The organism is Cellulomonas rhizosphaerae (genome assembly GCF_003470205.1).
GTDB lineage: Bacteria > Actinomycetota > Actinomycetes > Actinomycetales > Cellulomonadaceae > Cellulomonas > Cellulomonas rhizosphaerae.
On the sequence record NZ_QWKP01000196.1, the window covers coordinates 1 to 22,886 of the forward strand.

The 22,886-nt window shown below is 72.1% G+C and carries 22 protein-coding genes; 13 read left to right on the plus strand and 9 right to left on the minus strand.

Going from position 1 to position 22,886, the window contains the following annotated elements; all coding sequences use genetic code 11:
* Both D1825_RS10285 and pknB read left to right on the plus strand, forming a co-directional pair.
* On the plus strand, positions 1-579 hold a 579-nt coding region (locus D1825_RS10285), incomplete at its 5' end, for a lytic transglycosylase domain-containing protein (protein ID WP_138067573.1).
* A 60-nt stretch (positions 580-639) separates the two neighbouring features.
* Positions 640-2,640, plus strand: coding sequence for a Stk1 family PASTA domain-containing Ser/Thr kinase (gene pknB / locus D1825_RS10290; RefSeq protein ID WP_118767334.1), 2,001 nt, complete (start codon positions 640-642; stop codon positions 2,638-2,640).
* 42 nt (positions 2,641-2,682) lie between these two features.
* Here pknB and D1825_RS10295 read toward each other — a convergent pair whose 3' ends face one another.
* The 3 genes from D1825_RS10295 to D1825_RS10305 form a co-directional block, all read right to left on the minus strand.
* A complete protein-coding gene (locus D1825_RS10295) occupies positions 2,683-4,035 on the minus strand; it encodes a class II 3-deoxy-7-phosphoheptulonate synthase (protein WP_118767335.1) in 1,353 nt (450 codons plus the stop codon).
* Complete coding sequence (locus D1825_RS10300) at positions 4,032-5,252, minus strand: pyrophosphate--fructose-6-phosphate 1-phosphotransferase (RefSeq protein ID WP_118767336.1); 1,221 nt, start codon at positions 5,250-5,252, stop codon at positions 4,032-4,034. Before D1825_RS10300 ends, D1825_RS10295 begins: the two co-directional genes overlap by 4 nt.
* A 117-nt stretch (positions 5,253-5,369) precedes the next feature.
* Positions 5,370-6,155, minus strand: a complete 786-nt coding sequence (locus tag D1825_RS10305; RefSeq protein WP_118767337.1) for a lysophospholipid acyltransferase family protein — start codon at positions 6,153-6,155, stop codon at positions 5,370-5,372.
* A 104-nt stretch (positions 6,156-6,259) separates the two neighbouring features.
* On the opposite strand from D1825_RS10305, the gene D1825_RS10310 reads away from it, so the two are divergent.
* Positions 6,260-6,829 (plus strand): hypothetical protein, encoded by a 570-nt coding sequence (locus tag D1825_RS10310; protein ID WP_118767338.1) that lies wholly within the window; start codon positions 6,260-6,262, stop codon positions 6,827-6,829.
* A gap of 2 nt (positions 6,830-6,831) precedes the next feature.
* Here the strand turns inward: D1825_RS10310 and D1825_RS10315 are convergent, their stop codons facing one another.
* The gene (locus tag D1825_RS10315; RefSeq protein WP_118767339.1) at positions 6,832-7,776 is read right to left on the minus strand and encodes an ROK family glucokinase; all 945 of its coding nucleotides are present in this window, start codon (positions 7,774-7,776) and stop codon (positions 6,832-6,834) included.
* A 199-nt stretch (positions 7,777-7,975) separates the two neighbouring features.
* Between D1825_RS10315 and D1825_RS10320 the strand changes: the two genes are divergently transcribed.
* Positions 7,976-9,787 (plus strand): AMP-dependent synthetase/ligase, encoded by a 1,812-nt coding sequence (locus tag D1825_RS10320; RefSeq protein WP_118767340.1) that lies wholly within the window; start codon positions 7,976-7,978, stop codon positions 9,785-9,787.
* Positions 9,788-9,819: 32 nt separating this feature from the next.
* On the opposite strand, the gene D1825_RS10325 is transcribed toward D1825_RS10320, so the two are convergent.
* Positions 9,820-10,035 carry a hypothetical protein gene (locus tag D1825_RS10325; protein WP_118767341.1) on the minus strand — a complete coding sequence of 72 codons (216 nt, stop codon included), beginning with the start codon at positions 10,033-10,035 and terminating at the stop codon, positions 9,820-9,822.
* Positions 10,036-10,082: 47 nt separating this feature from the next.
* Entirely contained in the window at positions 10,083-11,324 is a 1,242-nt protein-coding gene (locus D1825_RS10330) for an NYN domain-containing protein (RefSeq protein ID WP_118767342.1), read from the minus strand.
* A gap of 70 nt (positions 11,325-11,394) precedes the next feature.
* Between D1825_RS10330 and D1825_RS10335 the strand changes: the two genes are divergently transcribed.
* On the plus strand, positions 11,395-13,233 hold the full coding sequence (locus D1825_RS10335; RefSeq protein WP_118767343.1) for a DEDD exonuclease domain-containing protein: 1,839 nt from the start codon (positions 11,395-11,397) through the stop codon (positions 13,231-13,233).
* 7 nt (positions 13,234-13,240) lie between these two features.
* Complete coding sequence (locus D1825_RS10340) at positions 13,241-13,522, plus strand: Lrp/AsnC family transcriptional regulator (protein WP_118767344.1); 282 nt, start codon at positions 13,241-13,243, stop codon at positions 13,520-13,522.
* 231 nt (positions 13,523-13,753) lie between these two features.
* Here the strand turns inward: D1825_RS10340 and trpD are convergent, their stop codons facing one another.
* Both trpD and D1825_RS10350 read right to left on the minus strand, forming a co-directional pair.
* On the minus strand, positions 13,754-14,797 hold the full coding sequence (gene trpD, locus D1825_RS10345; RefSeq protein ID WP_118767345.1) for an anthranilate phosphoribosyltransferase: 1,044 nt from the start codon (positions 14,795-14,797) through the stop codon (positions 13,754-13,756).
* A complete protein-coding gene (locus D1825_RS10350; protein ID WP_118767346.1) occupies positions 14,794-15,198 on the minus strand; it encodes a response regulator in 405 nt (134 codons plus the stop codon). Before D1825_RS10350 ends, trpD begins: the two co-directional genes overlap by 4 nt.
* Positions 15,199-15,464: 266 nt before the next feature.
* On the opposite strand from D1825_RS10350, the gene ctaE reads away from it, so the two are divergent.
* The 6 genes from ctaE to D1825_RS10380 all read left to right on the plus strand — a co-directional run bounded on the left by ctaE (position 15,465) and on the right by D1825_RS10380 (position 21,055).
* On the plus strand, positions 15,465-16,112 hold the full coding sequence (ctaE, locus tag D1825_RS10355; RefSeq protein WP_118767347.1) for an aa3-type cytochrome oxidase subunit III: 648 nt from the start codon (positions 15,465-15,467) through the stop codon (positions 16,110-16,112).
* A gap of 72 nt (positions 16,113-16,184) precedes the next feature.
* A complete protein-coding gene (gene qcrC, locus D1825_RS10360; protein WP_118767348.1) occupies positions 16,185-16,970 on the plus strand; it encodes a cytochrome bc1 complex diheme cytochrome c subunit in 786 nt (261 codons plus the stop codon).
* Entirely contained in the window at positions 16,967-17,992 is a 1,026-nt protein-coding gene (gene qcrA / locus D1825_RS10365) for a cytochrome bc1 complex Rieske iron-sulfur subunit (protein ID WP_118767349.1), read from the plus strand. Before qcrC ends, qcrA begins: the two co-directional genes overlap by 4 nt.
* Positions 17,989-19,725 (plus strand): cytochrome bc1 complex cytochrome b subunit, encoded by a 1,737-nt coding sequence (gene qcrB / locus D1825_RS10370; protein WP_118767350.1) that lies wholly within the window; start codon positions 17,989-17,991, stop codon positions 19,723-19,725. The genes qcrA and qcrB overlap by 4 nt, the downstream gene beginning before the upstream one ends.
* 128 nt (positions 19,726-19,853) lie before the next feature.
* On the plus strand, positions 19,854-20,483 hold the full coding sequence (locus D1825_RS10375; RefSeq protein ID WP_118767351.1) for a superoxide dismutase: 630 nt from the start codon (positions 19,854-19,856) through the stop codon (positions 20,481-20,483).
* Between the two features lie 71 nt (positions 20,484-20,554).
* The gene (locus tag D1825_RS10380; RefSeq protein ID WP_118767352.1) at positions 20,555-21,055 is read left to right on the plus strand and encodes a CYTH domain-containing protein; all 501 of its coding nucleotides are present in this window, start codon (positions 20,555-20,557) and stop codon (positions 21,053-21,055) included.
* Here D1825_RS10380 and D1825_RS10385 read toward each other — a convergent pair.
* Positions 21,039-21,908, minus strand: a complete 870-nt coding sequence (locus tag D1825_RS10385) for an oxidoreductase (RefSeq protein WP_118767353.1) — start codon at positions 21,906-21,908, stop codon at positions 21,039-21,041. The two genes, D1825_RS10380 and D1825_RS10385, sit on opposite strands and share 17 nt — an antisense overlap.
* A gap of 101 nt (positions 21,909-22,009) precedes the next feature.
* On the opposite strand from D1825_RS10385, the gene D1825_RS10390 reads away from it, so the two are divergent.
* Positions 22,010-22,873, plus strand: coding sequence for a helix-turn-helix domain-containing protein (locus D1825_RS10390; RefSeq protein WP_118767354.1), 864 nt, complete (start codon positions 22,010-22,012; stop codon positions 22,871-22,873).
* Positions 22,874-22,886 lie beyond the last annotated feature (13 nt).

The window sequence follows — 22,886 nt, forward strand, 5'->3', positions numbered from 1 at the left end:
CTCGACTCGCGCGCGCTGATCCGCATCGGCCAGGTCCTCAAGGTCCCCGGTGCGGCGAAGGCCACGACCACCACGTCGTCGACCCCGAGCACCAAGGTACCGAACAGCTTCGCGGGCCGGACGTACTCCGAGGCCGTCGTCGGCGCGGCGAACACGAACAAGGCGACCCTCGAGCGCGTCGGCGTCCCCTCGAAGGCCGAGATGCAGCGCAAGGTCGCCCGGACCGCACGTGCCATGGGCCTCGACCCCGCGCTCGCGCAGGCGATCGCCTTCCAGGAGTCGGGCTTCAACCACACCTCGGTCTCCCCCGCCAACGCCATCGGCACGATGCAGGTCATCCCGTCGTCGGGCGAGTGGGCCTCGGACCTCGTCGGGCGCCACCTCAACCTGCTCGACCCGGACGACAACGTCACGGCCGGGGTCGCGATCCTGCGCTCGCTCGTGCGCACGTCCCCCGACCTGCCCCGCGCGATCGCGGGCTACTACCAGGGCGCGGCGTCGGTGAAGAAGTACGGCATGTTCTCGGACACGCGACGCTACGTCGCCAACGTCCAGACCCTCATGACGCGCTTCGGCTGACCCTGACCGGCCGCGTGCGCCTCCGACGTCGCCACCGACCGCGCCCGTAGACTCTCGCGCGTGGGAGCAACCATCACCGATCCGCTCGTCGGCCGCCTGGTCGACGGCCGGTACGAGGTCGTCTCCCGGATCGCGCGCGGCGGCATGGCCACGGTGTACCTGGCCGTGGACCGCCGGCTCGACCGGGACGTGGCCCTCAAGGTCATGCACCCGCACCTCGCCGAGGGGTCGTCCGGAGCCGACTTCGTCGCGCGCTTCCGCCGCGAGGCACGCACCGCCGCCCGGCTGACGCACCCCGGCCTCGTCGGGGTCTACGACCAGGGTGTCGACGGCGAGACCAGCTACCTGACCATGGAGTACGTCGACGGCGTCAACCTGCGACGCCGGCTCGGCGAGCGCGGCGCGCTGACCGTCGGCGAGACGCTCGACGTCGCCGCCTCGGTCCTGGACGCGCTGGCCGCCGCGCACCGCGCGGGCCTCGTGCACCGCGACGTCAAGCCCGAGAACGTGCTGATGGCGACGGACGACCGCGTCAAGCTCGCGGACTTCGGCCTCGCGCGCGCCGTCACCGAGGTGACCGCGACGACGACCGGCACGGTCCTGGGCACCGTCGCCTACCTCGCGCCAGAGCTCGTCGTGCGCGGCGCGAGCGACGCGCGCACCGACGTCTACGCGTGCGGCGTCCTGATCTTCGAGATGCTGACCGGCCACCAGCCCTTCACGGGCGAGACGCCGATCCAGGTCGCGTTCCAGCACGTCAACTCCGACATCCCGGCGCCGTCCGACCAGGTCTCGTGGCTGCCGATCGAGATCGACGACCTCGTGCGTGCGCTCGCCGCGCGCGACCCGGAGGACCGGCCCGTCGACGCCGGGGCCGCGGGCGAGCTCCTGCGTCGCACGCGTGCCGCCCTCGACGAGGAGACGTTGGACCGCCGCGCGGACGTCGCGCCCTCGATCGTCCTGCCCGCGGCGACCGACCCGGCCGAGACCGACCTCGGGACGGGCGCCGTCGAGGCCGGTGCCGACGACGAGCCCGACGACACCGACGCGACGACCCGCCTCGTGACCGACAGCCCGGGCTCAACGGTCGCGCTGCCGATCGGCCTCGCGGGCGCCCTGGCCACGCAGAGCGCTCCCGCTCCCCCACGTCGCCGCCGCCGGCTGCTGCGCTGGGTCGCGGTCCTGCTCGTGCTCGTCGCCGTCGTCACCGGCGGCGTCTGGTGGTACGCCGCTCTCGGACCCGGCGCCTGGACCGACGTCCCGACGGTGGCCGGCAAGGCCGTCGCCGACGCCGAGCGCGCGCTGGTCGCCGACGGGCTCGAGGCGTCGTCGACCAAGGCGTACGACGACGAGGTACCCGTGGGCGACGTCGTCTCGAGCGTTCCCGTCGCCGGCCAGTCCGTGCGCAAGGGCTCGACGGTCGAGCTGACCGTGTCCGAGGGCCCGCGGTATGTGAACGTGCCGTCGGGTGTGGTGGGCGAGATGCAGGCGCAGGCCGACGCCACCCTCGTGGACGCGGGACTGAAACCCGTCTACGCGCCCGGCGAGTACGACGCCAAGGCAGCGATCGGCGAGGTGCTCAGCGCCACGTTGCCCGACGGCAGCGCCGCCGACCCCGGGACGCGCACGACCTGGGGCACCGAGGTCCGGCTCACGGTCTCCAAGGGGCGCCAGCCGGTCACGGTGACGAACGTCGTCGGCGCTACCCTCGACGTCGCCAAGGAGACGTTCAAGGAGGCCGGGCTCAAGGTCAAGACGACCAAGGAGTTCAGCCACACCGTCCCCGAGGGCACCGTCATCAGCCAGGACCCGAAGTCAGGCACGAGCCGCCTCGAGGGCGACACGGTCAAGCTCGTGGTGTCCAAGGGACCCGAGCCCGTCGAGGTCCCGAACGTCGAGCGGATGGGCTTCGACGAGGCCGAGCAGAAGCTCACGGACCTCGGGTTCGTGGTCAGCGAGAAGAAGTCGTGGGGCGGCTTCATCGGTCAGGTCGTCGACCAGAGCGTCGAGGCCGGCACCACCGCCCCCTGGGGCAGCACGATCGTCCTGACGGTCGTCTGACGTCACGGGCCTTCTGACTGGTAGGCCCGCGCCGTCAGCGCATCACGCCTTGCGGAGCAGCTCGACGACCTGGAAGGCCAGCTCGAGTGACTGCTGGTGGTTCAGCCGCGGGTCCACGAGCGTCTCGTAGCGACGCGCGAGGCCCTCGTCGTCGATCTCCTCGGACCCACCGAGCACCTCGGTGACGTCGTCACCCGTGAGCTCGATGTGCAGGCCGCCGGGCACCGTGCCGAGCGCGCGGTGCACCTCGAAGAAGCCCGCGACCTCGTCCATCACGTCGGAGAACCGGCGCGTCTTGTAGCCCGACGCCGACGTGATGCCGTTGCCGTGCATGGGGTCGCAGACCCAGGTGACCGGCCGGCCGTCGGCCGTGACCTTCTCGACGAGCGCGGGCAGCAGGTCGCGGACCTTGCCGGCACCCATGCGCGTGATGAAGGTGATCCGGCCGGCCTCGCCCTGCGGGTTCAGCTTGTCGATGAGCGCGAGCGCGTCGTCGGCCGTCGACGTCGGGCCGAGCTTGATGCCGAGCGGGTTCTGCACGCGCGAGAAGTAGTCGACGTGCGCGCCGTCGAGCTGGCGCGTGCGCTCCCCGATCCACACGAAGTGGCCCGAGCAGTCGTACGGCAGGCCCGTGCGCGAGTCGATCCGGGTCAGCGGGCGCTCGTAGTCGAGCAGCAGGCCCTCGTGGCTCGAGAAGAAGTCGACCGAGCGCAGCGCGTCGAAGTCGGCGCCGCACGCCGCCATGAAGCGGATCGCACGGTCGATCTCGGCCGCGATCTCCTCGTAGCGCGAGTAGGCCGGGTTGGCCATGAAGCCGCGGTTCCACTCGTGCACGCGCAGCAGCGACGCGAAGCCGCCGGTCGTGAACGCGCGGATGAGGTTCAGCGTCGAGGCGGACGTGTGATACGCCTCGAGCAGTCGCTGCGGGTCCGGCGTGCGGGCCTCGGGCGTGAACTCGTAGCCGTTGATGATGTCGCCGCGGAACGCCGGCAGCGTCACGCCGTCGCGCGTCTCGGAGTCCGAGCTGCGGGGCTTGGCGTACTGCCCGGCCATGCGGCCCATCTTGATGACCGGCAGGCTCGCGCCGTACGTGAGCACGACCGCCATCTGCAGGATCGTCTTGATCTTGTTGCGGATGTTGTCCGCGGTCGCCTCGCCGAACGTCTCGGCGCAGTCCCCGCCCTGCAGCAGGAAGGCCTCGCCGCGGCCGGCCGCCGCGAGCTGGGACCGCAGGTGGTCCGCCTCGCCGGCGAACACGAGCGGCGGGAGCGTCGACAGGCGCGAGGTCACGGCCTCGAGCGCGGCGGCGTCGGGCCACTGCGGCTGCTGGACGGCCGACATCGACCGCCAGGCGTCGAGCCCCTCGACGACGGCCGGGTCCGGCGCGACGCTCATGAGTGGCTCGCGGGGACGAGATCCTGGCCGATGTCGGACAGCAGCGAGCCGAACCAGGGCTGCGAGACGTCGAACGCCTTGCCGCCGGCGATGCGCGGGAACTCGATCGCGCGCAGCACGTCGTCCTGCTCCTCGTCGTGCCCGATCACGCCGGACTCGCCGCGCAGGGCGCACTCGACCGCGAGGTCCGTCATCGACTTGATCAGGCGCAGGTCCTCGGCGTTCGCGGCCGCGGCGCGCGAGTAGTACCCGGACTTCTGGACCATGGTCTTCTCCGCGCCGAGCTTCTCGCCGAACTGCTTGGCGAACCACTGGCCGGGGTTGACGGTGTCGAGCTTGACGTGACCGAACGGGTCGCGCTCCACGGGCGTGCCCGCGGCCTCGAGCTGCTCGACGATCTCGTGCATGCCCGCGCCCTCGGACAGGAAGATGTTGACGTTGCCCTGGCTGTCCATGATGCCCTTGAGGCGCTCGGCCTCGGCGTCGATGTCGAGCGCGAGCTCGGGCACGAAGACGGCGTGGATGTCCCAGCGCTCGCGCGTCAGGCCGATGCCGGGGACCCACTCCTGCTGGTCGAGCCACTTGCGGTACTCGACGGCCGCGGCGGCGGTCAGCCACCCGCAGTGCCGGCCCATGACCTCGTGGACGATGAGCATGCGCGGGCCCGAGCGGTGCTCGCCGATGATGTTCGCCGCGAAGCCGGCGGCCTCCTCGGCGGCGGTCCAGGCGCCGAGCGACTGACGGATCGGGATCACGTCGTTGTCGATCGTCTTGGGCAGGCCGACGACGGTCAGGTCGTAGCCGTTCTCGTGCAGGTAGGCGGCCAGGTCGGCAGCCGTCGTGTTCGTGTCGTCGCCACCGATGGTGTGCAGCACGTCCACGCCGTCGGCCTTGAGGCGCTCGGCGGCGACCTTCAGCGGGTCCTCGCCCTCCTGCACCAGGCCGCGCTTGACGCAGTCCTTGGCGTTGGTGAGCTTGACGCGCGAGTTGCCGATCGGCGAGCCGCCGAAGCGGTGGAGGATCCCGGCGTTGGCGCGGACCTGGTCGTCGATGACGATCTTGTCGCCGCGCAGGAGTCCGTAGTAGCCGTGCTCGTACGCGATGATCTCGACGTCCGGGGCGATCTCGGTGTAGCGCTCGATGAGGCCACCGACGGCGGACGACAGGCACGGAGCGAAGCCACCCGCGGTCAGGAGGGCGACGCGACGAACCGACATGAGACACACCTCTCGTAGAACTGCACTGTTGGACCTGCTCGCGCAGGGGTTCGAACGTATGACGGCGACCCGTGCCCGGACCGGGACCGAGGTCCGATCAGCGCGGGTGCGACGCGGTCATCCTACTGACGCGGCGTCCTCGTCCTGCGGGGGGACCGGAACCTGGACGTCCGGCACCGGACGCCCGCCCGGCGCAGCCGGGAGCTGGTCCGGGGCGTCGCCCGTGACCGCCGGGTGGCCGGTCGCGATGCGGGCCTTCTGGGTCGCGGCGTAGACGTCCACGTACTCCTGGCCGGACAGGCTCATGATCGCGTACATGATCTCGTCGGTGACCGCCCGCAGGATGAAGCGGTCGTTCTCCATGCCCTGGTAGCGGCTGAAGTCGAGGGGCTCGCCGACGACCATGCCGATCCGCATGACCTTGGGGATCGTGCGCCCGAGCGGCTGCGCGACGTTCGTGTCGACCATCGCGACCGGGACCACCGGCGCGCCCGACTCGATCGCGAGGCGCGCGATGCCGGTCTTGCCGCGGTACAGCCGGCCGTCGGGGCTGCGGGTGCCCTCGGGATAGATCCCGAACAGCCCGCCCTCCTCGAGGCGTCGCAGACCCGTGCGCAGCGCGGCCTCGCTGGCCTTGCCGCCACCACGGTCGACCGGGATGGTCCCGACGCCGCGGAAGAAGCCCGCCTGCAGGCGGCCCTTGAGGCCCTGGCCGGTGAAGTACTCCTGCTTGCCGATGAACACGAGCTCGCGGTCGAGCATGAGCGGCAGGAAGAACGAGTCGATGACGGCGAGGTGGTTGCTCGCGAGGATGGCAGCACCCTCGGCCGGGATGTTCTGGGCACCACGGATCCACGGTCGGTAGACCAGGTGCAGGAGCGGACCCACGAAGACCCGCTTCATCAACCAGTAGAACAAGTGCTCACCTCTCCAGCCGGCCTGCTCGGCAGCATGCCGCAACGCGGGCCGGACACCTCGACCGCACCGTCCGACTCTAGAGTGCTCTCATGGCTCCTCGCCCCGACGACCCGGACGAGCCGGCCCTCGGTCCCGACGCAGACGTCCCCGGACCCGAGGATGACGGCTCGCGCGCCGGCGCGTCCACACCCGCAGACGACGAACCCGTCGACGACGAGCAGTGGGCCGCCATCGTGGCCCAGCTCGGCGAGATCGACAGCGCCGACGCGCCGAGCCCACCCGCGCTCGACTTCCCCGTGGCGCCCTGGGTGGGCACCGCACACGTCGTGCGCGCGGCCGACGAGGCGCCGGCCGCGGCGCGCGACTGGGACGGCACCGACCAGTACGACGAGGCGGAGGCCCGGGCCGACGAGGCCGAGGGCTTCGTCGCGCCGGACCCCGGGCCCGTGATGGGCGGCGACCCGCTGCTGACGATGGCGTGGCTCGCGGCGGCCGGCATGCCGGTGTTCCTGCTCGTCGTGCTGATCACGTGGCGCGGCGCACCGGCCGCCCTGGTGCAGGCGGCGTGCGCGGTGTTCGTGCTCGGCGTGGCCGTGCTCGTCTGGCGCATGCCGAGCCGTCGCGATCCGGGCGACGACGACACGGGCGCCGTGGTCTGACGTCAGAGCCGCGCCAGGTCCGCGGCGCCGACCATGCCGGCGTCGTTGCCCATCGCGGCGACCACGAAGGTCGCCTCGGGGCGGTGCCCGCGGCCCGAGAGCTGCTCGCTGAAGGCCTTGCGGGCCGGGACGAGCAGGAGGTCGCCCGCCGCGGCCACGCCGCCGCCGACCACGATGAGCGCAGGGTCGAGCAGCGCGGTCGCCGATGCGGCGCCCTCGCCGAGCCAGCGGCCCAGCTCGGCCAGCAGCTCGACGGCGAGCGGGTCGCCCTCGACCGCAGCCTTCGTCACGTGCGGGCCGGCGATCTTCTCGGCCGAGCCGCCCGCGAGCTCGAGGATGCGCGCGGCGCGCTCGGGCGCCGTGATGGCGGCGGCCTGGGCGTCGCGCACGAGCGCGCTGCCGGACGTGTACTGCTCCCAGCAGCCCTCGTGGCCGCAGCCGCAGTAGTGGCCACCGGGGACCACGCGCATGTGGCCGATCTCGGACGCCACGCCCCACGCACCCCGCAGCAGCTCGCCGTTGGTGACGATCGCACCGCCGAGGCCGGTGCCGACGGTGAGCGTGAGCATGTCGTCGACGTCCTGCGCGGCGCCGAACCGGAACTCGGCCCAGCCGGCGGCGTTCGCGTCGTTCTCGACGACGATCGTCACCTTGTCGTCGATGAGGGCTGCCACGTTGTCGCGCAGCGGGTAGTCGCGCCACGCGATGTTCGGGGCGAACAGGACGCCCGAGCGGTCGGCCGCGACGAACCCGGCGGCGGCGAGGCCGATCGCGGAGATCTTGTGGTCCGCGCTGAGCTCGGCGTAGACGTCCGCGATCGCGCGGTCGATGCTCGCGGCGTCGTCAGGCTCCGTCTCGCGTCGCGTCTGGGCCAGGATCTGGCCGTCGTCGTCCACGACGCCGGCCGCGATCTTCGTCCCGCCGATGTCCACACCGATGGCGTGCATGTGTGAGTACTCCTACGCGATCGTCACTGGGGGCGCCGCATCCGCTGCGGCACGGGTGCCAACGCTAGCGGTCCCGCAAGGGTGCGGGTGACGACCTTGGTCCGTGCAGCACCCGCGCCACCCGGACGGGCGCTGGCGTACTGCTCGGTAACGTCCCGTATCCTCGTCGCACACTTCGCCACCTGCCACTGGAGCCAGCATGGACGAGTTCAGCACGCCCCTGCTCATCGAGGTCGATCCGTCGAGCAACCTCAACGCCCTGTTCGCCGCACGCGTGCAGTCCGACCCGGACTCCCCGGTCGTCGAGCACAAGACCCAGGACGACGGGCCGTGGATCCCGCTGACGGGACGCGAGCTCGACGCCGAGGTCGTCGCCGTCGCGAAGGGCCTCGTCGCGCGCGGCGTGGAGCCCGGCGACCGCGTGGGGATCATGTCCCGCACCCGGTACGAGTGGTCGCTACTCGACTGGGCGGCCTGGGCCGCGGGCGCCGTGCCCGTCCCGCTGTACGAGACGTCGTCGGCCGAGCAGGTCGCCTGGATCCTCACCGACGCGGACGTGTCCCTGCTCGTCGTCGAGAGCGCCGAGCACGCCGCGACGGTCGACGAGGTCCGCCCGGACACGCCGAACCTTCGCGAGGTGCTGGTCATCGACGACGGCGCGATCGACAGTCTGGTCGCCGCCGGGGTCGACGTCAGCGACGACGAGATCGCCCGCCGCCGCGCGCTGGCCTCGCTCGCCGACATCGCGACCGTCATCTACACCTCGGGGACGACAGGTCGGCCCAAGGGCGTCGAGCTCACGCACGGCAACTTCTACGAGCTGACCGTCAACGCGGTCGCCGACCTGCACGAGGTCGTCTCCGAGCCGGGCGCGCGCACGCTGCTGTTCATGCCGCTCGCGCACGTCTTCGCGCGCTTCATCCACGTGCTCGTGATGCCGGCCGGCGCGGTGCTGGGCCACACCCCCGACACCCGCACGCTGATCGACGACCTGGCCTCGTTCCAGCCGACGTTCATCCTCGCCGTGCCGCGCGTGTTCGAGAAGGTCTACAACTCGGCCGAGCAGAAGGCCGTCGCGGGCGGCAAGGGTGCGATCTTCCAGCGGGCCGCCAAGACGTCGATCGTCTACTCGCGAGCGCTCGACACCCCGCGGGGCCCGAGCCCGTGGCTGCGCCTGCAGCACAAGGTCGCCGACGTGCTGGTCCTCAAGCGCCTGCGTGCGGCGCTCGGCGGCCGTGCGCGCTGGGCGATCTCCGGCGGCGCGCCCCTGGGCGAGCGCCTGGGCCACTTCTACCGCGGGCTGGGCCTCAACGTGCTCGAGGGCTACGGCCTCACCGAGACGACGGCGCCCGCCACCGTGAACCGGCCGGGCAAGACGAAGATCGGCTCGGTCGGCCTCCCGCTGCCCGGCTCGTCGGTCCGCATCGCCGCGGACGGCGAGATCGAGGTCAAGGGCATCCAGGTGTTCCGCGGCTACCACGCGAACGAGGCCGCGACCGACGAGTCGCTGACCGACGGCTGGTTCCGCACGGGCGACCTCGGCGCGATCGACGACGAGGGGTACCTGTCGATCACGGGTCGCAAGAAGGAGATCATCGTGACCGCGGGCGGCAAGAACGTCGCCCCGGCCGTGCTCGAGGACCGCCTGCGCGGCCACCCGCTGATCAGCCAGGTGGTCGTCGTCGGCGACGCCCAGCCGTTCATCGGCGCGCTCGTGACGCTCGACCCCGAGGGCGTTCCCGGCTGGCTCGCGGCGCACAACAAGCCCGCGCTGTCGATGGCCGAGGCGGCCGCCGACGCCGACGTGCTGGCCTCGATCGACAAGGCCGTCGAGCGCGCCAACAAGGCCGTCTCGCGCGCCGAGTCCATCCGCAAGTACCGGATCCTCGACACGGACCTGACGATCGCGAACGGCTACCTCACGCCCAAGCTCAGCGTGAAGCGCTCGCTCGTGCTCAAGGACTTCTCCGCCGAGGTCGACGCCCTGTACGCGGGCAAGCGCGACGACTGAGCGACGACTGACCCCGTCGCGGATGGGCCCCGTCACACGGCGGGGTCCATCCGCAGCGGAGGCACGAGCCCGGAGGCCGCGAGCACGCCGATCGCGTGCTGCTCGGCCACGTCCAGGTCGATCAGGTCCGGCTCGATCCCGTCGGAGGCGACGACCGGCGCGCGCGGGCTGCCGATCGCCAGGAACGTCATCACGCAGTCCCCGCACGCGACGGGGCGCGCGGTGCAGCTCTCGCAGTCGATGATCATGCGTCGGACGCTAACGACGCCCACCGACACGACCGGCCGGCCGCGGGCTACACGCGGTTGAGCCGCGCCACGAGCGTCGCCGCGGGGACCACCCACGCGCCGGTCGCCTCCACGTCGCGCGCGACCGCCTGGTCGCTCGTGACGACCACGACGACGCGCCCCGCGGGCTCGGCCCGCACGAGCCGCCGAATGAGGTCGTCGGCGATCTCCCCGACCGAGAACCGCACGCGCACGCCCCGGGCGAACCCGCCGGGCGGCATCGCGCTCTCCTGCCCGTCGAAGCAGCACGTGACCTCGGCGCCCGTGCGCGCGGCGACGACCGCGAGCCCGTCGACGACGCGGCGGCGCTGCTCGTCGAGCGCGAGCGACCCGAAGCCGGTCTTGGAGACGTTGTAGCCGTCGACGACGAGGTGCGCCCACGGCTGGCGCAGCACCTCGTCGAGCAGCGCGGGGTCGTCGAGCGAGCGGCCACGCGACCCGCTGCGGCGGCCCGGGACACGCTCGGGCTCGGGTGCGACGAGGTCGGCCGGCAGGTCCGCCACGGGGGCGAGCGCGAGCTCGGCCCGCAGTCCGCTCGCGGCGTCGACCACCGTGTCGAGCAGCAGCCGCACGCGCGCGTCGGCGAGCTTGCGGGCCACCCGGATCTCGGCGCGCGCGGCCGTGCGGACCGCCTCGGCCTCGCGCCGGTCCTCGGCCGCCTGCTCGCGCTCGGACCGGGCGTGGGACCGCTCGGCGTGCGCCTCCGCGAGCGCAGCGCGCGCCTCGTCGGCTGCCCTGCGCCCCTCGCTGCGCGCACGGTCGGCGTCCGAGCGCAGGCGTCGCATCTCGCGCTGGCTGCCGGCGAGCTCGTCGCGCGCGGCCTGCGCGTCCGCGACGGCCGCCTCGGCGCGGGCCTGGGCGCGGGCGAGCTCGTCGCGCGTGCGCTGCAGCCGCTCGTCCACCGGCGGGGCGGCCGGCTGCTCGTCGGCAACCACGCCCTGCCACTCGTTGGTCCCCCGCAGCCACGCGCCCACGGCTTCCACCAGCGGTGTCGGCTCCTCGTCCCCCGCCGAGGCGCGCCCGGTCGCCCACTCGCGCGCGACGCGGGCGCGGAAGGCCTCGTCGTGCAGCGCAGCCCACAGCGGCGCCGCGCCGGTCGCGGCACGCTTGCGCGGCGTGAACTTCGCGACCGCGCGCAGCGAGGTGGGCACCTCGACGGGTTCCATCCGCCCGAGCACCTCGGAAGCCGCCTGGACGAGGGCGGCGCGCAGGACGTCGGGGACGTCCGGACCGTTCGGGGCAGCGCTCATCCGACCCACCCTAGGGGCGTCGTCCGCGCGCCTGCAGGTCGTGTCGGCGGTCGTGGGTAGCGTCCCTGCCATGTCGACCGTCCGCCGCCTGCGCCCCGTGTGGGCGGACGCGTCGGTCGACGTCTCCGGGACGCCCGTGCAGCCGAGCCTCGACGACGTCGGGACGCCTCTGTCCGACGTGACGTTCGTCGTCGTCGACCTCGAGACCACGGGCGGCACGCCCGCGGACTGCGCGATCACCGAGATCGGTGCGGTCAAGGTCCGCGGCGGCGAGGTGCTGGGCGAGTTCCAGACGCTCGTCGATCCCGGCGGTCCCGTCCCGCCGTTCATCCAGGTGCTCACGGGCATCACCACGACGATGCTCATCGGCGCGCCCCGCATCGAGGAGGTGCTCCCCGCGTTCCTCGAGTTCTCCCGGGATGCGGTGCTCGTCGCCCACAACGCGCCGTTCGACGTGGGCTTCCTCAAGGCTGCCGCAGCGCGCACCGGCCACGCGTGGCCCGGCAACCGCGTGGTCGACACCGTCCGCCTCGCGCGCCGCGTCGTGACGCGCGACGAGGCGCCCAACCACAAGCTCTCCTCGCTCGCCGCGCTATTCGGCGCGAGCGTGACGCCCAACCACCGCGCGCTCTCGGACGCGCGCGCCACCGTCGACGTGCTGCACGCGCTGCTGTCACGGATGGCGCCGCTGGGGATCACCCACCTCGAGGACCTCGCCACCGCGACGGACCCGGTGCCTGGGGAGGTGCGCCGCAAGCGGACGCTGGCCGACCACCTGCCGGACTCCCCGGGCGTGTACCTGTTCCGCGGCCCGGGCGACGAGGTGCTCTACGTCGGCACGTCGACGACGTCGCTGCGCCGCCGGGTGCGCTCGTACTTCACGTCGGCGGAGAAGCGCGGCCGCATCCTCGAGATGGTGCGGATCGCCGAGCGCGTCGACCCGGTGCCGTGCGCGACCCCGCTCGAGGCGCGCGTGCGCGAGCTGCGGCTCATCGCCGAGCACGCCCCGCGGTACAACCGCCGCTCGCGCAACCCCGAGCGGATGCCGTGGGTCCGGCTGACGTCGGAGCCCTTCCCCCGGCTGTCGGTCGTCCGCGAGGTGCGCGACGAGGACGGCGCGGCCTATCTCGGCCCGTTCGGCACGTCGCGCAGCGCGACCCTCGCGGTCGAGGCGCTGCACGAGGCCTTCGAGATCCGGCAGTGCACGCGCCGACTTCCTCTGATCGCACCCGCGGGCTCGTCGGCGTGCGTGCTCGCGGACATGGGCCGGTGCGGCGCGCCGTGCATCGGGGAACAGTCGGTGCCGGACTACGCCGAGGTCGTGTCGCGCGTGCGCGCCGCGATGCTGGCCGACCCCGCGCCAGTCGTCGCCGCCCACGCGGCCCGGCTCGAGGCACTCGTCGACCAGCAGCGCTACGAGGAGGCCACCACGGTCCGCGACCGGCTCGGCGCCTACCTGCGCGGCGCGGCCCGTGCGCAGCGGATGGATCCCCTCGCGCGTTGCTCCGAGCTCGTCGCCGCGGGTCGGACGCTCGACGGCGGTTGGGAGATCGTCCTGGTCCGGCACGGCCGGCTGGCGGCGACCGCACGCGTCGACCGCAGGACCGACCCGCGCCCGGTCATCGAGACGCTGCGCGCCACCGCCGCGCACGTGCCGGCACCCGTGGCCCCCGCGACGGCCGCCCACCCGGAGGAGACCGACCTCATCGCGGACTGGCTCGAGCGGCCCGGTGTCCGGCTGGTCGAGGTCGTCGGCACGCTGGCGTACCCGGTGCGCTCGGCGCTGACCGACGTCGACCCCGCGGCGGCCGTCGCCGCGCACGCACGCCTGCTCATCGGCGCTCCCCCGCGCCCCCTCGCGCTCGTGCCCTCGCCAGATGCCAGCGCGGTGGTCGGCCGCACGGCATGATGGCGACATGCTGACTGCGATCGTGCTCATCGACACCGACGCCGCGCGCATCCCCGAGGTCGCCGCCGCCATCGCGGACATCCCGGGCGTGAGCGAGGTCTACTCCGTCACCGGAGAGGTGGACCTCATCGCCATGGTCCGCGTGCGCGAGCACGACGGCCTCGCCGACGTGATCGCCGACAAGGTGAGCAAGATCGAGGGCGTCCAGCGCACCCAGACGTACATCGCGTTCCGCACGTACTCCCAGCACGACCTGGAGCAGGCGTTCGCCCTGGGCCTCGAGGACTGAGCTGCCGCTGCGCCTGGTCGCTGTCGCCGCTGGATCGCAGCGAGGCGCGCTGCTCGGCTAGGTGCGTGTGCGCGTTGCACCGCTCGTTGCAGCCTGCGCGTCGCTGAGGTGCACGAGTGCTTCAACGAGAGGTGCGTCGACGTGGTCGTCGGCGCCCGTCATCGGCCCCAGCGGTTGTGAGCGCGGCCAGCGTGCAGCAGCGGCGTCCGGCGCTACGTCAAGTGCTCGAGGTCAGGCGCTGGCGGAGCGCCAGCGGTCGAGCGCGGCCGACGCGGCACCAGAGTCGAGCGAGGTGCGCGCGTGCTCGGCGCCCGCGGTGAGGCGCTCGACGAGCGAGCCGCTCTCGGTGCCCGGGAGTGTCCCGTCCGCGACGAATGCCGCCGCGACGTTGAGCACCACGGTCTCGCGGACCGCGCCAGGCTCGCCGGCCAGCAGGCGGCGGGCGACCTCGGCGTTGTAGGCCGCGTCGGCGCCCCGCAGCTCGGCGAGCGTCACGGGCGCGACGCCCAGGTCGGACCAGTCCACGACGCTCTCGGTCACGACGCCGTCGCGGATCTCCCAGAGCCGGCTGGGACCTGTGGGCGCGATCTCGTCGAGGCCGTCCTCGCCGCGGAACACCACGGCGCTCTTGCCGCGCCCGGCCAGGACGCCCGCGACCAGGGGCGCCATCCGCGCGTCGGCGACACCAATCGCCGCGGAGTCGGGCTGCGCGGGGTTGGTGAGCGGGCCAAGGAAGTTGAAGGCCGTCGCGATGCCGAGGCCCGCGCGCGCGGCGGCGGTGTGGCGGAACGAGGGGTGGAACACCTGCGCGAAGCAGAACGTGATGCCGGCGTCGGTCGCGATCTGGGCGACGCGCTCGGGCGTGTGGTCGAGCCGGATACCGAGCTCCTCGAGCACGTCGGCACTGCCGGACGACGACGACGCCGCGCGGTTGCCGTGCTTGACGACCCGGATCCCCGCACCGGCGATCACGAGCGCGGACATCGTCGAGATGTTGACCGTGTGGGCACGGTCGCCGCCCGTCCCGACGATGTCGAGCGTGCGGCCCGGGACCGAGATGCGCTTGGCGTGGCCCAGCATCGTGTCGGCCAGGCCGGTGAGCTCCTCGACGGTCTCCCCCTTGGCGCGCAGTGCGACGAGGAAGCCGGCGATCCGGATCGGCGAGGCCTCGCCGCTCATGATCTCGTCCATCGCCCAGGAGGCCTGGGACGTGGTGAGGTCCTGGCGCGCGACCAGCGAGGTGAGCAGGTCCGGCCAGGTGGGTGCGTCGGTCATCCGGCGACGGCCCTCGTCTCGAGGACCGCGGCCACCGCGGCCTGCAGCTCGATCGGGTCGAGCGGACGGCTGACGACCGCGTCCGCGTGCGACCACGACGCGAGCCAGGCGTCCTGCGGGCGGCCGGTGAGCACGAGCGTGGGCGGGCAGGCGTAGACCTCGTCCTTGAGCTGGCGCGCGAGCCCCATGCCGCCGACCTTGTCGGCCTCGCCGTCGAGGATCAGCAGGTCGAGCCCACCGGCCTCGGTCGAGGCGATCACCGCGGGCGCGGTGGCGACCTCGAGCCACTCGATCTCGGGTGCGTCGTGGCGCAGTCGCCGACCGACGGCGAGTCGCACCTGGGCGCGCGCGTCCACGTCGTCGCTGTACAGCAGGATCCGCGGACCGGTGGCCGTGCTCATGGGTCGTCCTCACTCGTCGTCGACGTGGCGTCCGAACGCATCTTGGCACGACCCGCGCGCGCGTTGTGGCGCCGCCCGGCGAGCCATAGCACGGACACGCTGGTGGGCTCGGCGTGTCGGCTCGTCGGCCGGGGCCCGAAAGCGCCTCGCGGGCGCGTGTTCGCGCGGAAATCTGGGCCTCTCGGGGCCCAGATCCTGACGGTGTGACATTTACCGCGCGCCACGGCCTGGGTCCAAGGGCCCACACGGGCCCGAGTTCAGCCATAATGGCGAACGTGTCGACCGCAACGGCTGCCCCTCGCACCGCCCCCCACGTGAGTGTCAACCGACCCAACCCGGTGTCGGTGGGAACGATCGTGTGGCTCGCCAGCGAGCTCATGTTCTTCGCTGGCCTCTTCGCCATGTACTTCACGCTCCGCGCCGCCGTGCCGGACGAGTGGGCGGAGCAGACCGCCAAGCTCAACGTGACGTTCGCGGCGATCAACACCACGGTGCTGGTCCTGTCCTCGGTCACGTGCCAGATGGGCGTGTGGGCGGCGGAGCGGTTCCAGCCCGTGCGCTCGGGCAAGCTGATCCAGGTCAACCGCTGGGGCATGAACGAGTGGATGACCGTCACCTACGTGATGGGCGCCTTCTTCATCGGCGGCCAGGTCTTCGAGTACGCCGCCCTGGTGCACGAGGGCCTGACGATCTCGTCGAGCCCCTACGGCTCGGTCTTCTACCTGACGACGGGCTTCCACGGCCTCCACGTCATCGGCGGTCTCATCGCCTTCCTGTTCCTGCTCGGTCGCTCGTTCTCGGCCAAGCGGTTCGGTCACCACGAGGCCACCACGGCCATCGTCACGTCGTACTACTGGCACTTCGTCGACGTCGTCTGGATCGCGCTCTTCGCGGTCATCTACCTGCTCAAGTAGCACCGTCGTCGCGCGAAGTCGCGCACCGACCACCCGCCCCCCACCCCCCATGTGCGAGACGAGGATCGATCCGTGAAGGCACTCGCAGCCCGCAGGCACGATCGGCGAGCGCCGATCGTCCTGCTCCTGCTGGCGCTGCTGCTCACCGGCGGCCTGTACGCCGTCCTGGCCCCGACGTCCGCTGACGCCGCTCCGGCAGCCGTCAGCACCGATGACGTGAAGGCCGGCGAGAAGCTGTTCCAGGCCAACTGCGCGACGTGCCACGGCCCGTCGGCCGCCGGGACCCAGAGCGCTCCGTCGCTCATCGGTGTCGGCGCCGCAGCAGTGGACTTCCAGGTCGGCACCGGCCGCATGCCGATGCAGATGAACGGCCCGCAGGCCCCGGCCAAGCCCGTCCAGTTCGACGACGAGCAGATCACCCAGCTGGCGGCGTACGTCGCGAGCCTGGGCGCCGGACCGGCCATCCCCACGGCCGACCAGGTCGACCCGGCCAAGGGCGACGCCGCCAACGGCATGGCCCTGTTCCGCACGAACTGCGCCATGTGCCACAACGCGGTCGGCGCCGGCGGTGCCCTCTCGCGCGGCAAGTTCGCCCCGAACCTGTGGGAGACGACCCCGACGCACCTCTACGAGGCGATGCTGACCGGGCCGCAGTCCATGCCCGTCTTCGGCGACACCAACCTCGACTCCGAGGAGAAGCGCGACATCATCGCGTTCATCGACCAGCAGGGCGAGGCCACCCCGGGCGGTCTCGACCTCGGCTCGCTCGGCCCCGTCAGCGAGGGCCTGTGGGCCTGGGTCGTCGGCATGGGTCTGCTGATCGGTGCCGCAGTCTGGATCGGAGCGAAGTCCTCGTGAGCACGCACGACAACACGTCCCACGACCTCGAGGTCCGCGACGGCCACACGGCGGTCGACCGCTTCGAGGACCCGGGTCACCCCGAGCACAAGCCTCGGCTGGGCGACCTGGACCCCAAGGCGAACAAGAAGGCCGAGCGCCAGGTCCTGTTCCTGTTCGGGATCTCGGTCCTGGGCACGATCGGCTTCGTCATCGCCTACTTCGCGCTCCCCCCGGGCGAGACGCCGGAGTCGATGCGCACGTCCAACCTGGCCCTCGGCGGCGCGCTCGCGTTCGCCCTGCTGGGCATCGGCACGGGTGCGATCCACTGGGCCAAGGCCCTGATGAACGACCACGAGAAGTCCGAGGAGCGCCACCTGCAGGCCAGCGACGCGGAGACGCGCGAGGCCGCGGTCAACGCGCTGAAGGACGGCGCGGACGACTCGGGCATCAGCCGGCGCGGCGCGCTCAAGGGCGCGGTCGTCACGGCGGTCGCCCTGTTCCCGGTCACCATCGCCCTGCCGCTGATCGGCAACATCGGCGAGGACTGGGACGTCAGCAAGCTCAAGCACACGATGTGGAAGAAGGGCACCAAGCTGGCCCGCGACCCCTCCGGTCGTCCCATCAAGGCGTCCGACGTCACCATCGGCCAGGTCTTCCACGTCATCCCCGAGGACCTCGAGGAGGCCGAGCACCCGCTCGACGAGAAGGCCAAGGCCGTCGTCCTGCTCGTCCGGCTCGACCCCCGCGACATCAAGTCGGAGCAGGGCGAGGGCTGGTCGTACGATGGCATCATCGCCTTCTCGAAGATCTGCACCCACGTCGGTTGCCCGGTCGCCCTGTACGAGCAGCAGACGCACCACCTGCTCTGCCCGTGCCACCAGTCCACGTTCGACGTCGCTGACGGGGCCCGAGTCGTCTTCGGTCCCGCCAAGCGTCCACTGCCCCAGCTGCCGATCACGGTCGACGCCGAGGGTTACCTCATCGCACAGAGTGATTTCCTTGAGCCGGTCGGCCCGAGCTTCTGGGAGCGTGAGAAGTGAGCACCACCACCACCCCCACCCCGCTGGGCCGCGCGGCCGCGGGCACCGCGGACTACCTGGACCAGCGCACCGGTCTCGGCGTCGCGGTCAAGACCTTCGCGCGCAAGATCTTCCCCGACCACTGGTCGTTCCTGCTCGGTGAGATCGCGCTGTTCAGCTTCGTCACGCTGCTGATCTCGGGCGTCTTCCTCACGATGTTCTTCGTGCCGAGCATGGCCGAGACGCACTACACCGGCCCGTGGGACTCCCTCAACGGCGTGCAGATGTCCGAGGCCTTCTCCTCGACGCTGCGCCTGTCGTTCGAGGTCCGCGGCGGCCTGCTGATGCGTCAGATCCACCACTGGGCCGCGCTGATCTTCATGGCGTCGATCGTGACGCACATGATGCGCGTGTTCTTCACGGGTGCGTTCCGCAAGCCCCGCGAGCTCAACTGGGTCGTCGGCTTCACGCTGCTGATCCTCGGCCTGCTCGCCGGCTTCTCGGGCTACTCGCTCCCCGACGACGTCCTGTCCGGCAACGGCCTGCGTATCACGGACGGCGTCATCAAGGCCGTGCCGATCATCGGCTCCTACGCCTCGTACTTCGTCTTCGGTGGCGAGTTCCCCGGCCAGGACCTGATCCCCCGCCTGTTCACGGTGCACGTCCTGCTCGTGCCGGCGCTGATCCTCGCGCTCATCGGCCTGCACCTGCTGTTCGTCGTGCTGCACAAGCACACGCAGTACCCGGGCTCGGGCCGCAAGGACACGAACGTCGTCGGCTTCCCGCTGTTCCCGATCTACGTCGCCAAGGCCGGTGGGTACTTCTTCACCGTGTTCGGCGTGATCGCGCTCATGGCGGCGACCATGTCGATCAACCCGGTCTGGAACTACGGCCCCTACGACCCGTCGCCGGTGTCCGCGGGAGCCCAACCCGACTGGTACATGCTGTTCCTCGAAGGTTCGCTGCGGCTCATGCCCGGCGGCGCCGAGTTCGTCACCTGGGGCGACTTCACCGTCAGCCTCAACGTGATCATCCCGGCGATGATCGTGCCGGGCGTGCTGTTCACGCTGCTGGCGATCTACCCCTTCGTCGAGGCAGCCGTCACGGGCGACAAGCGCGAGCACCACGTGCTCGACCGCCCGCGCAACCGTCCGTTCCGGACCTCGTTCGGCGTCGCCGTGCTCGTGGCCTTCTTCATCCTCGTGCTGGCCGGCTCGAACGACCTCATCGCGACGCACTTCCACCTCTCGATCAACGACATCACGTGGGTGTTCCGCGTGCTGTTCTTCGTCGGGCCGTGGCTGGCGTTCATCATCACCAAGCGCATCTGCCTCGGGCTGCAGCGCAAGGACCGCGAGCTGGTCCTGCACGGCCACGAGACGGGCCGGATCGTGCGGTTCGCGAGCGGTGAGTACATCGAGGTGCACAAGCCGCTGGATGCTCACGAGCGCTGGCTGCGTGTGCAGCACGACAACATCCGCCCGCTCGAGATCGAGCCGGCCGAGGACGCCCGCGGCGTGCGCCGCAAGGGCTACCAGGTCGACCGGATCCGGCAGCGGCTGTCGCAGGTCTTCTACGAGGACCGCGTCGAGCCCGTGACCCCGTCCGAGGTGGCCGCGGCGCACGCGCACGGCCACGGTGAGCACGACGAGATCGCGGCGGACTCGCACGAGCCCGCCCAGGTCGGCGGCGGGACGCACCTGGTCGAACCAGAGGGTGAGACGACGACCGACGGGCGGAATCCCCAGGTCTGAGCAAGAGTTGGATGAGTCGGGCGGCTCGCCGTAGCGGCGGGTCGCCCGTTCTCGTTCGTCGATGTCCCGATTGACCGTGGGCCCGGATTCCGTACGGCCCGCACCGACCGCAGGAGAGGTACTCACGCATGGCTGACTACACGCTTCCGGATCTGGCCTACGACTACGCAGCCCTCGAGCCGCACATCTCCGGCCGCATCATGGAGCTGCACCACGACAAGCACCACGCGGCCTACGTCACCGGCGCCAACACGGCCCTGGAGAAGCTCGCCGAGGCCCGCTCGAAGGACGACTTCGCGGCGGTCAACCTCCACGAGAAGAACCTTGCCTTCAACCTCGGTGGCCACGTCAACCACTCGGCCTTCTGGGCCAACCTCTCCCCCGAGGGCGGCGACCGCCCCGAGGGCGAGCTCGCCGTGGCGATCGACGAGAACTTCGGCTCGTTCGAGGCGTTCCAGAAGCACTTCGCGGCCAACGCGCTGGGCATCCAGGGCTCCGGCTGGTCGATCCTCGCGTGGGACTCGATCGGCTCGAAGCTCGTGATCGTGCAGCTGTACGACCAGCAGAGCAACATCGCGCTCGGCCTCGTGCCGATCGTGCTGCTCGACATGTGGGAGCACGCGTTCTACCTCGACTACGTCAACGTCAAGGCTGACTACGTCAAGGCGTGGTGGAACATCGTGAGCTGGTCCGACGCCGCAGCGCGCTTCGACCGCGCGCGCACCCAGACGGCCGGGCTCATCGTCCCGTCGCTCTGAGACACCCAGCACCGCACGAGGGCCGGCTCCCGCTCGGGGGCCGGCCCTCGGCGCATCCCGGAGGGACAGCCATGGCGTCACGGTTCGAGCTGGTCGAGCGCGAGCGCCGCTTCCTCGCTCCCGGCCCTCCCCCGGCCGACGCCGTCGTCGCGACGCGGACGATCCACGACCGGTACCTCGACGGCACGCGGCTGCGGGTGCGGCTCATGATGCCCGGGCGGGACGGCACGGATGCCGAGCGCAAGCTCACCCAGAAGGTCCCCGGAGCCCCCTGGGGCACGCTGACGACGATCTACCTGAGCGCCGACGAGCATGCTGCGCTGGCCTCACTGCCGGCCGCGACGCTCAGCAAGACGCGGCTCAGCGTGCCTCCGCTCGGGTACGACGTGTTCGACGGCCACCTCGCGGGCCTCGTCCTGGCCGAGGTGGAGTTCGACTCCGACGAGTCCGCCGCGCGCTTCGTGGCCCCACCCGGCCTCGTCGAGGTCACGCACGACGAACGCTTCACCGGCGGCAGGCTGGTCCGCGCCTCGTCCGACGAGGTCCGCGGCTGGATCAGCTCGCTGCGGTGATGGCGTCGAGCTCGGCCAGTGCGTCGGCGGGCAGGACCAGGTCGGCAGCCGCAAGGTTCTCGCGCAGGTGCGCGACGCGGGACGTACCCGGGATGACGACGATGTTCGGCGCCCGGTGCAGGAGCCACGCGATCGCCACGGCCTGCGGGCGGACCCCGAGCCGGACCGCGACGGCGTCGAGCGTGCCCGACTGCAGCGGGCTGAACCCGCCGAGCGGCCAGAACGCGGTGTAGGCGACGCCGAGCTCGGCCAGGGACGCGATCAGCCGCTCGTCGCCGCGGTGGGCGACGTTGTACCAGTTCTGCACCGTGACGACCGGGGCGATCGCCCGCGCCTCGGCGACCTGCTCGGCGTCGACGACCGAGAGCCCGAGGTGCCGGATCAGGCCCTCGTCGCGCATCGCCGCGAGGGCACCGAACGGCTCGGCGATCGACCCGGCGACGGTCGAGTGACCGTCGGAGCCGCCACCCACCCGCAGGTTGACGACGTCCAGCACGTCGACCCCGAGCGTTCGCAGGTTGGACTCGACCTGCGCGCGCAGCTGCTCGGGCGTGCGCGCGTGCGGCCAGCCGCCGTGCTCGTCGCGCACGGAGCCCACCTTGGTGACGACGTGCACGCCGTCGTACGGCGCGAGCGCCTCACGGACGATCTCGTTGGTCACGTGCGGGCCGTAGAAGTCCGCGGTGTCGACGTGGTTCACGCCGGCCTCGACCGCTGCGCGCAGGACCCGGACGGCCTCGCCGCGGTCGGCGGGAGGCCCCCAGACGCGCGGCCCGGCCAGCTGCATCGCGCCGTAGCCCATGCGTGTCAGGGTCAGGCCCTCGGTGGTGGAGTAGGTCTCGAAGCGGTTCATGAGAGCAGTCTTCGGCCACCGTGCGCGGGCAGCCAGGGCCCCGGCGATCCTGGGTGCGACAGGACCAGGCGCCCAGCGCTCCCCCGGCCTACCGTGGGCGCATGAGCGACGCGCAGAACTCCCTGGGCGACTACCTGCGCGCCCGCCGCGAGCTCGTCACGCCCGAGCAGGCCGGCATCCCGGTCCTCGGCGTGCGCCGCGTGGCGGGTCTGCGGCGCGAGGAGGTCGCCATGCTCGCGGGCATCAGCGCCGACTACTACCTGCGCCTCGAGCAGGGCCGTGACCGCAACCCCTCGGTGCAGATCCTCGAGGCGCTCGCGCTGGTGCTCCGCCTGGACGGCGACGGCACCGCGTACCTGCTCGGGCTCGGCGCCGACAAGCCACGGCGCACGCGTCGGCGCCCCCGGCGCGAGGTCGTCCCGCCCGGCATCGCGCGGCTCGTCGAGACCCTCCCGCTCCCCGCGTTCGTCGAGGGGCGCTACTTCGACGTCCTGGCCGCCAACGCGCTCGCGACCGCGCTGTCGCCCCGCCTCGTCGCCGGCGCGAACCGGCTGCGCGACGTCTTCCTGGACCCCGCCGAGCGCGACCTCTACCCGAGCTGGTCACAGGCCACCGAGCACCTCGTGGCGGGCTTCCGCCAGTCGGTCGGCACCGAGACCGACGACCCACGCCTGGTCGAGCTCGTGGGCGAGCTGTCCCTCGCGAGCCCGCAGTTCCGCCGGCTGTGGGGTCGGCACGACGTGCGCGGCCGTGAGGGCGAGCCTGTCCTGCTCGACCACCCTCAGGTCGGGGAGCTGCGGCTCAACCGCGAGAAGCTCGGGATCGGCGACACCTCCGGGCTCCTGCTCGTCGTCTACCACCCTGACGCGGGCAGCGACGCCGCGGACAAGCTCGCGCTCCTCGCGTCGGCCGTCCTGACGCCGGCCGCACCACGGACGACGAAGGCCCCCACCGGGAACCGGTAGGGGCCTTCGTGAT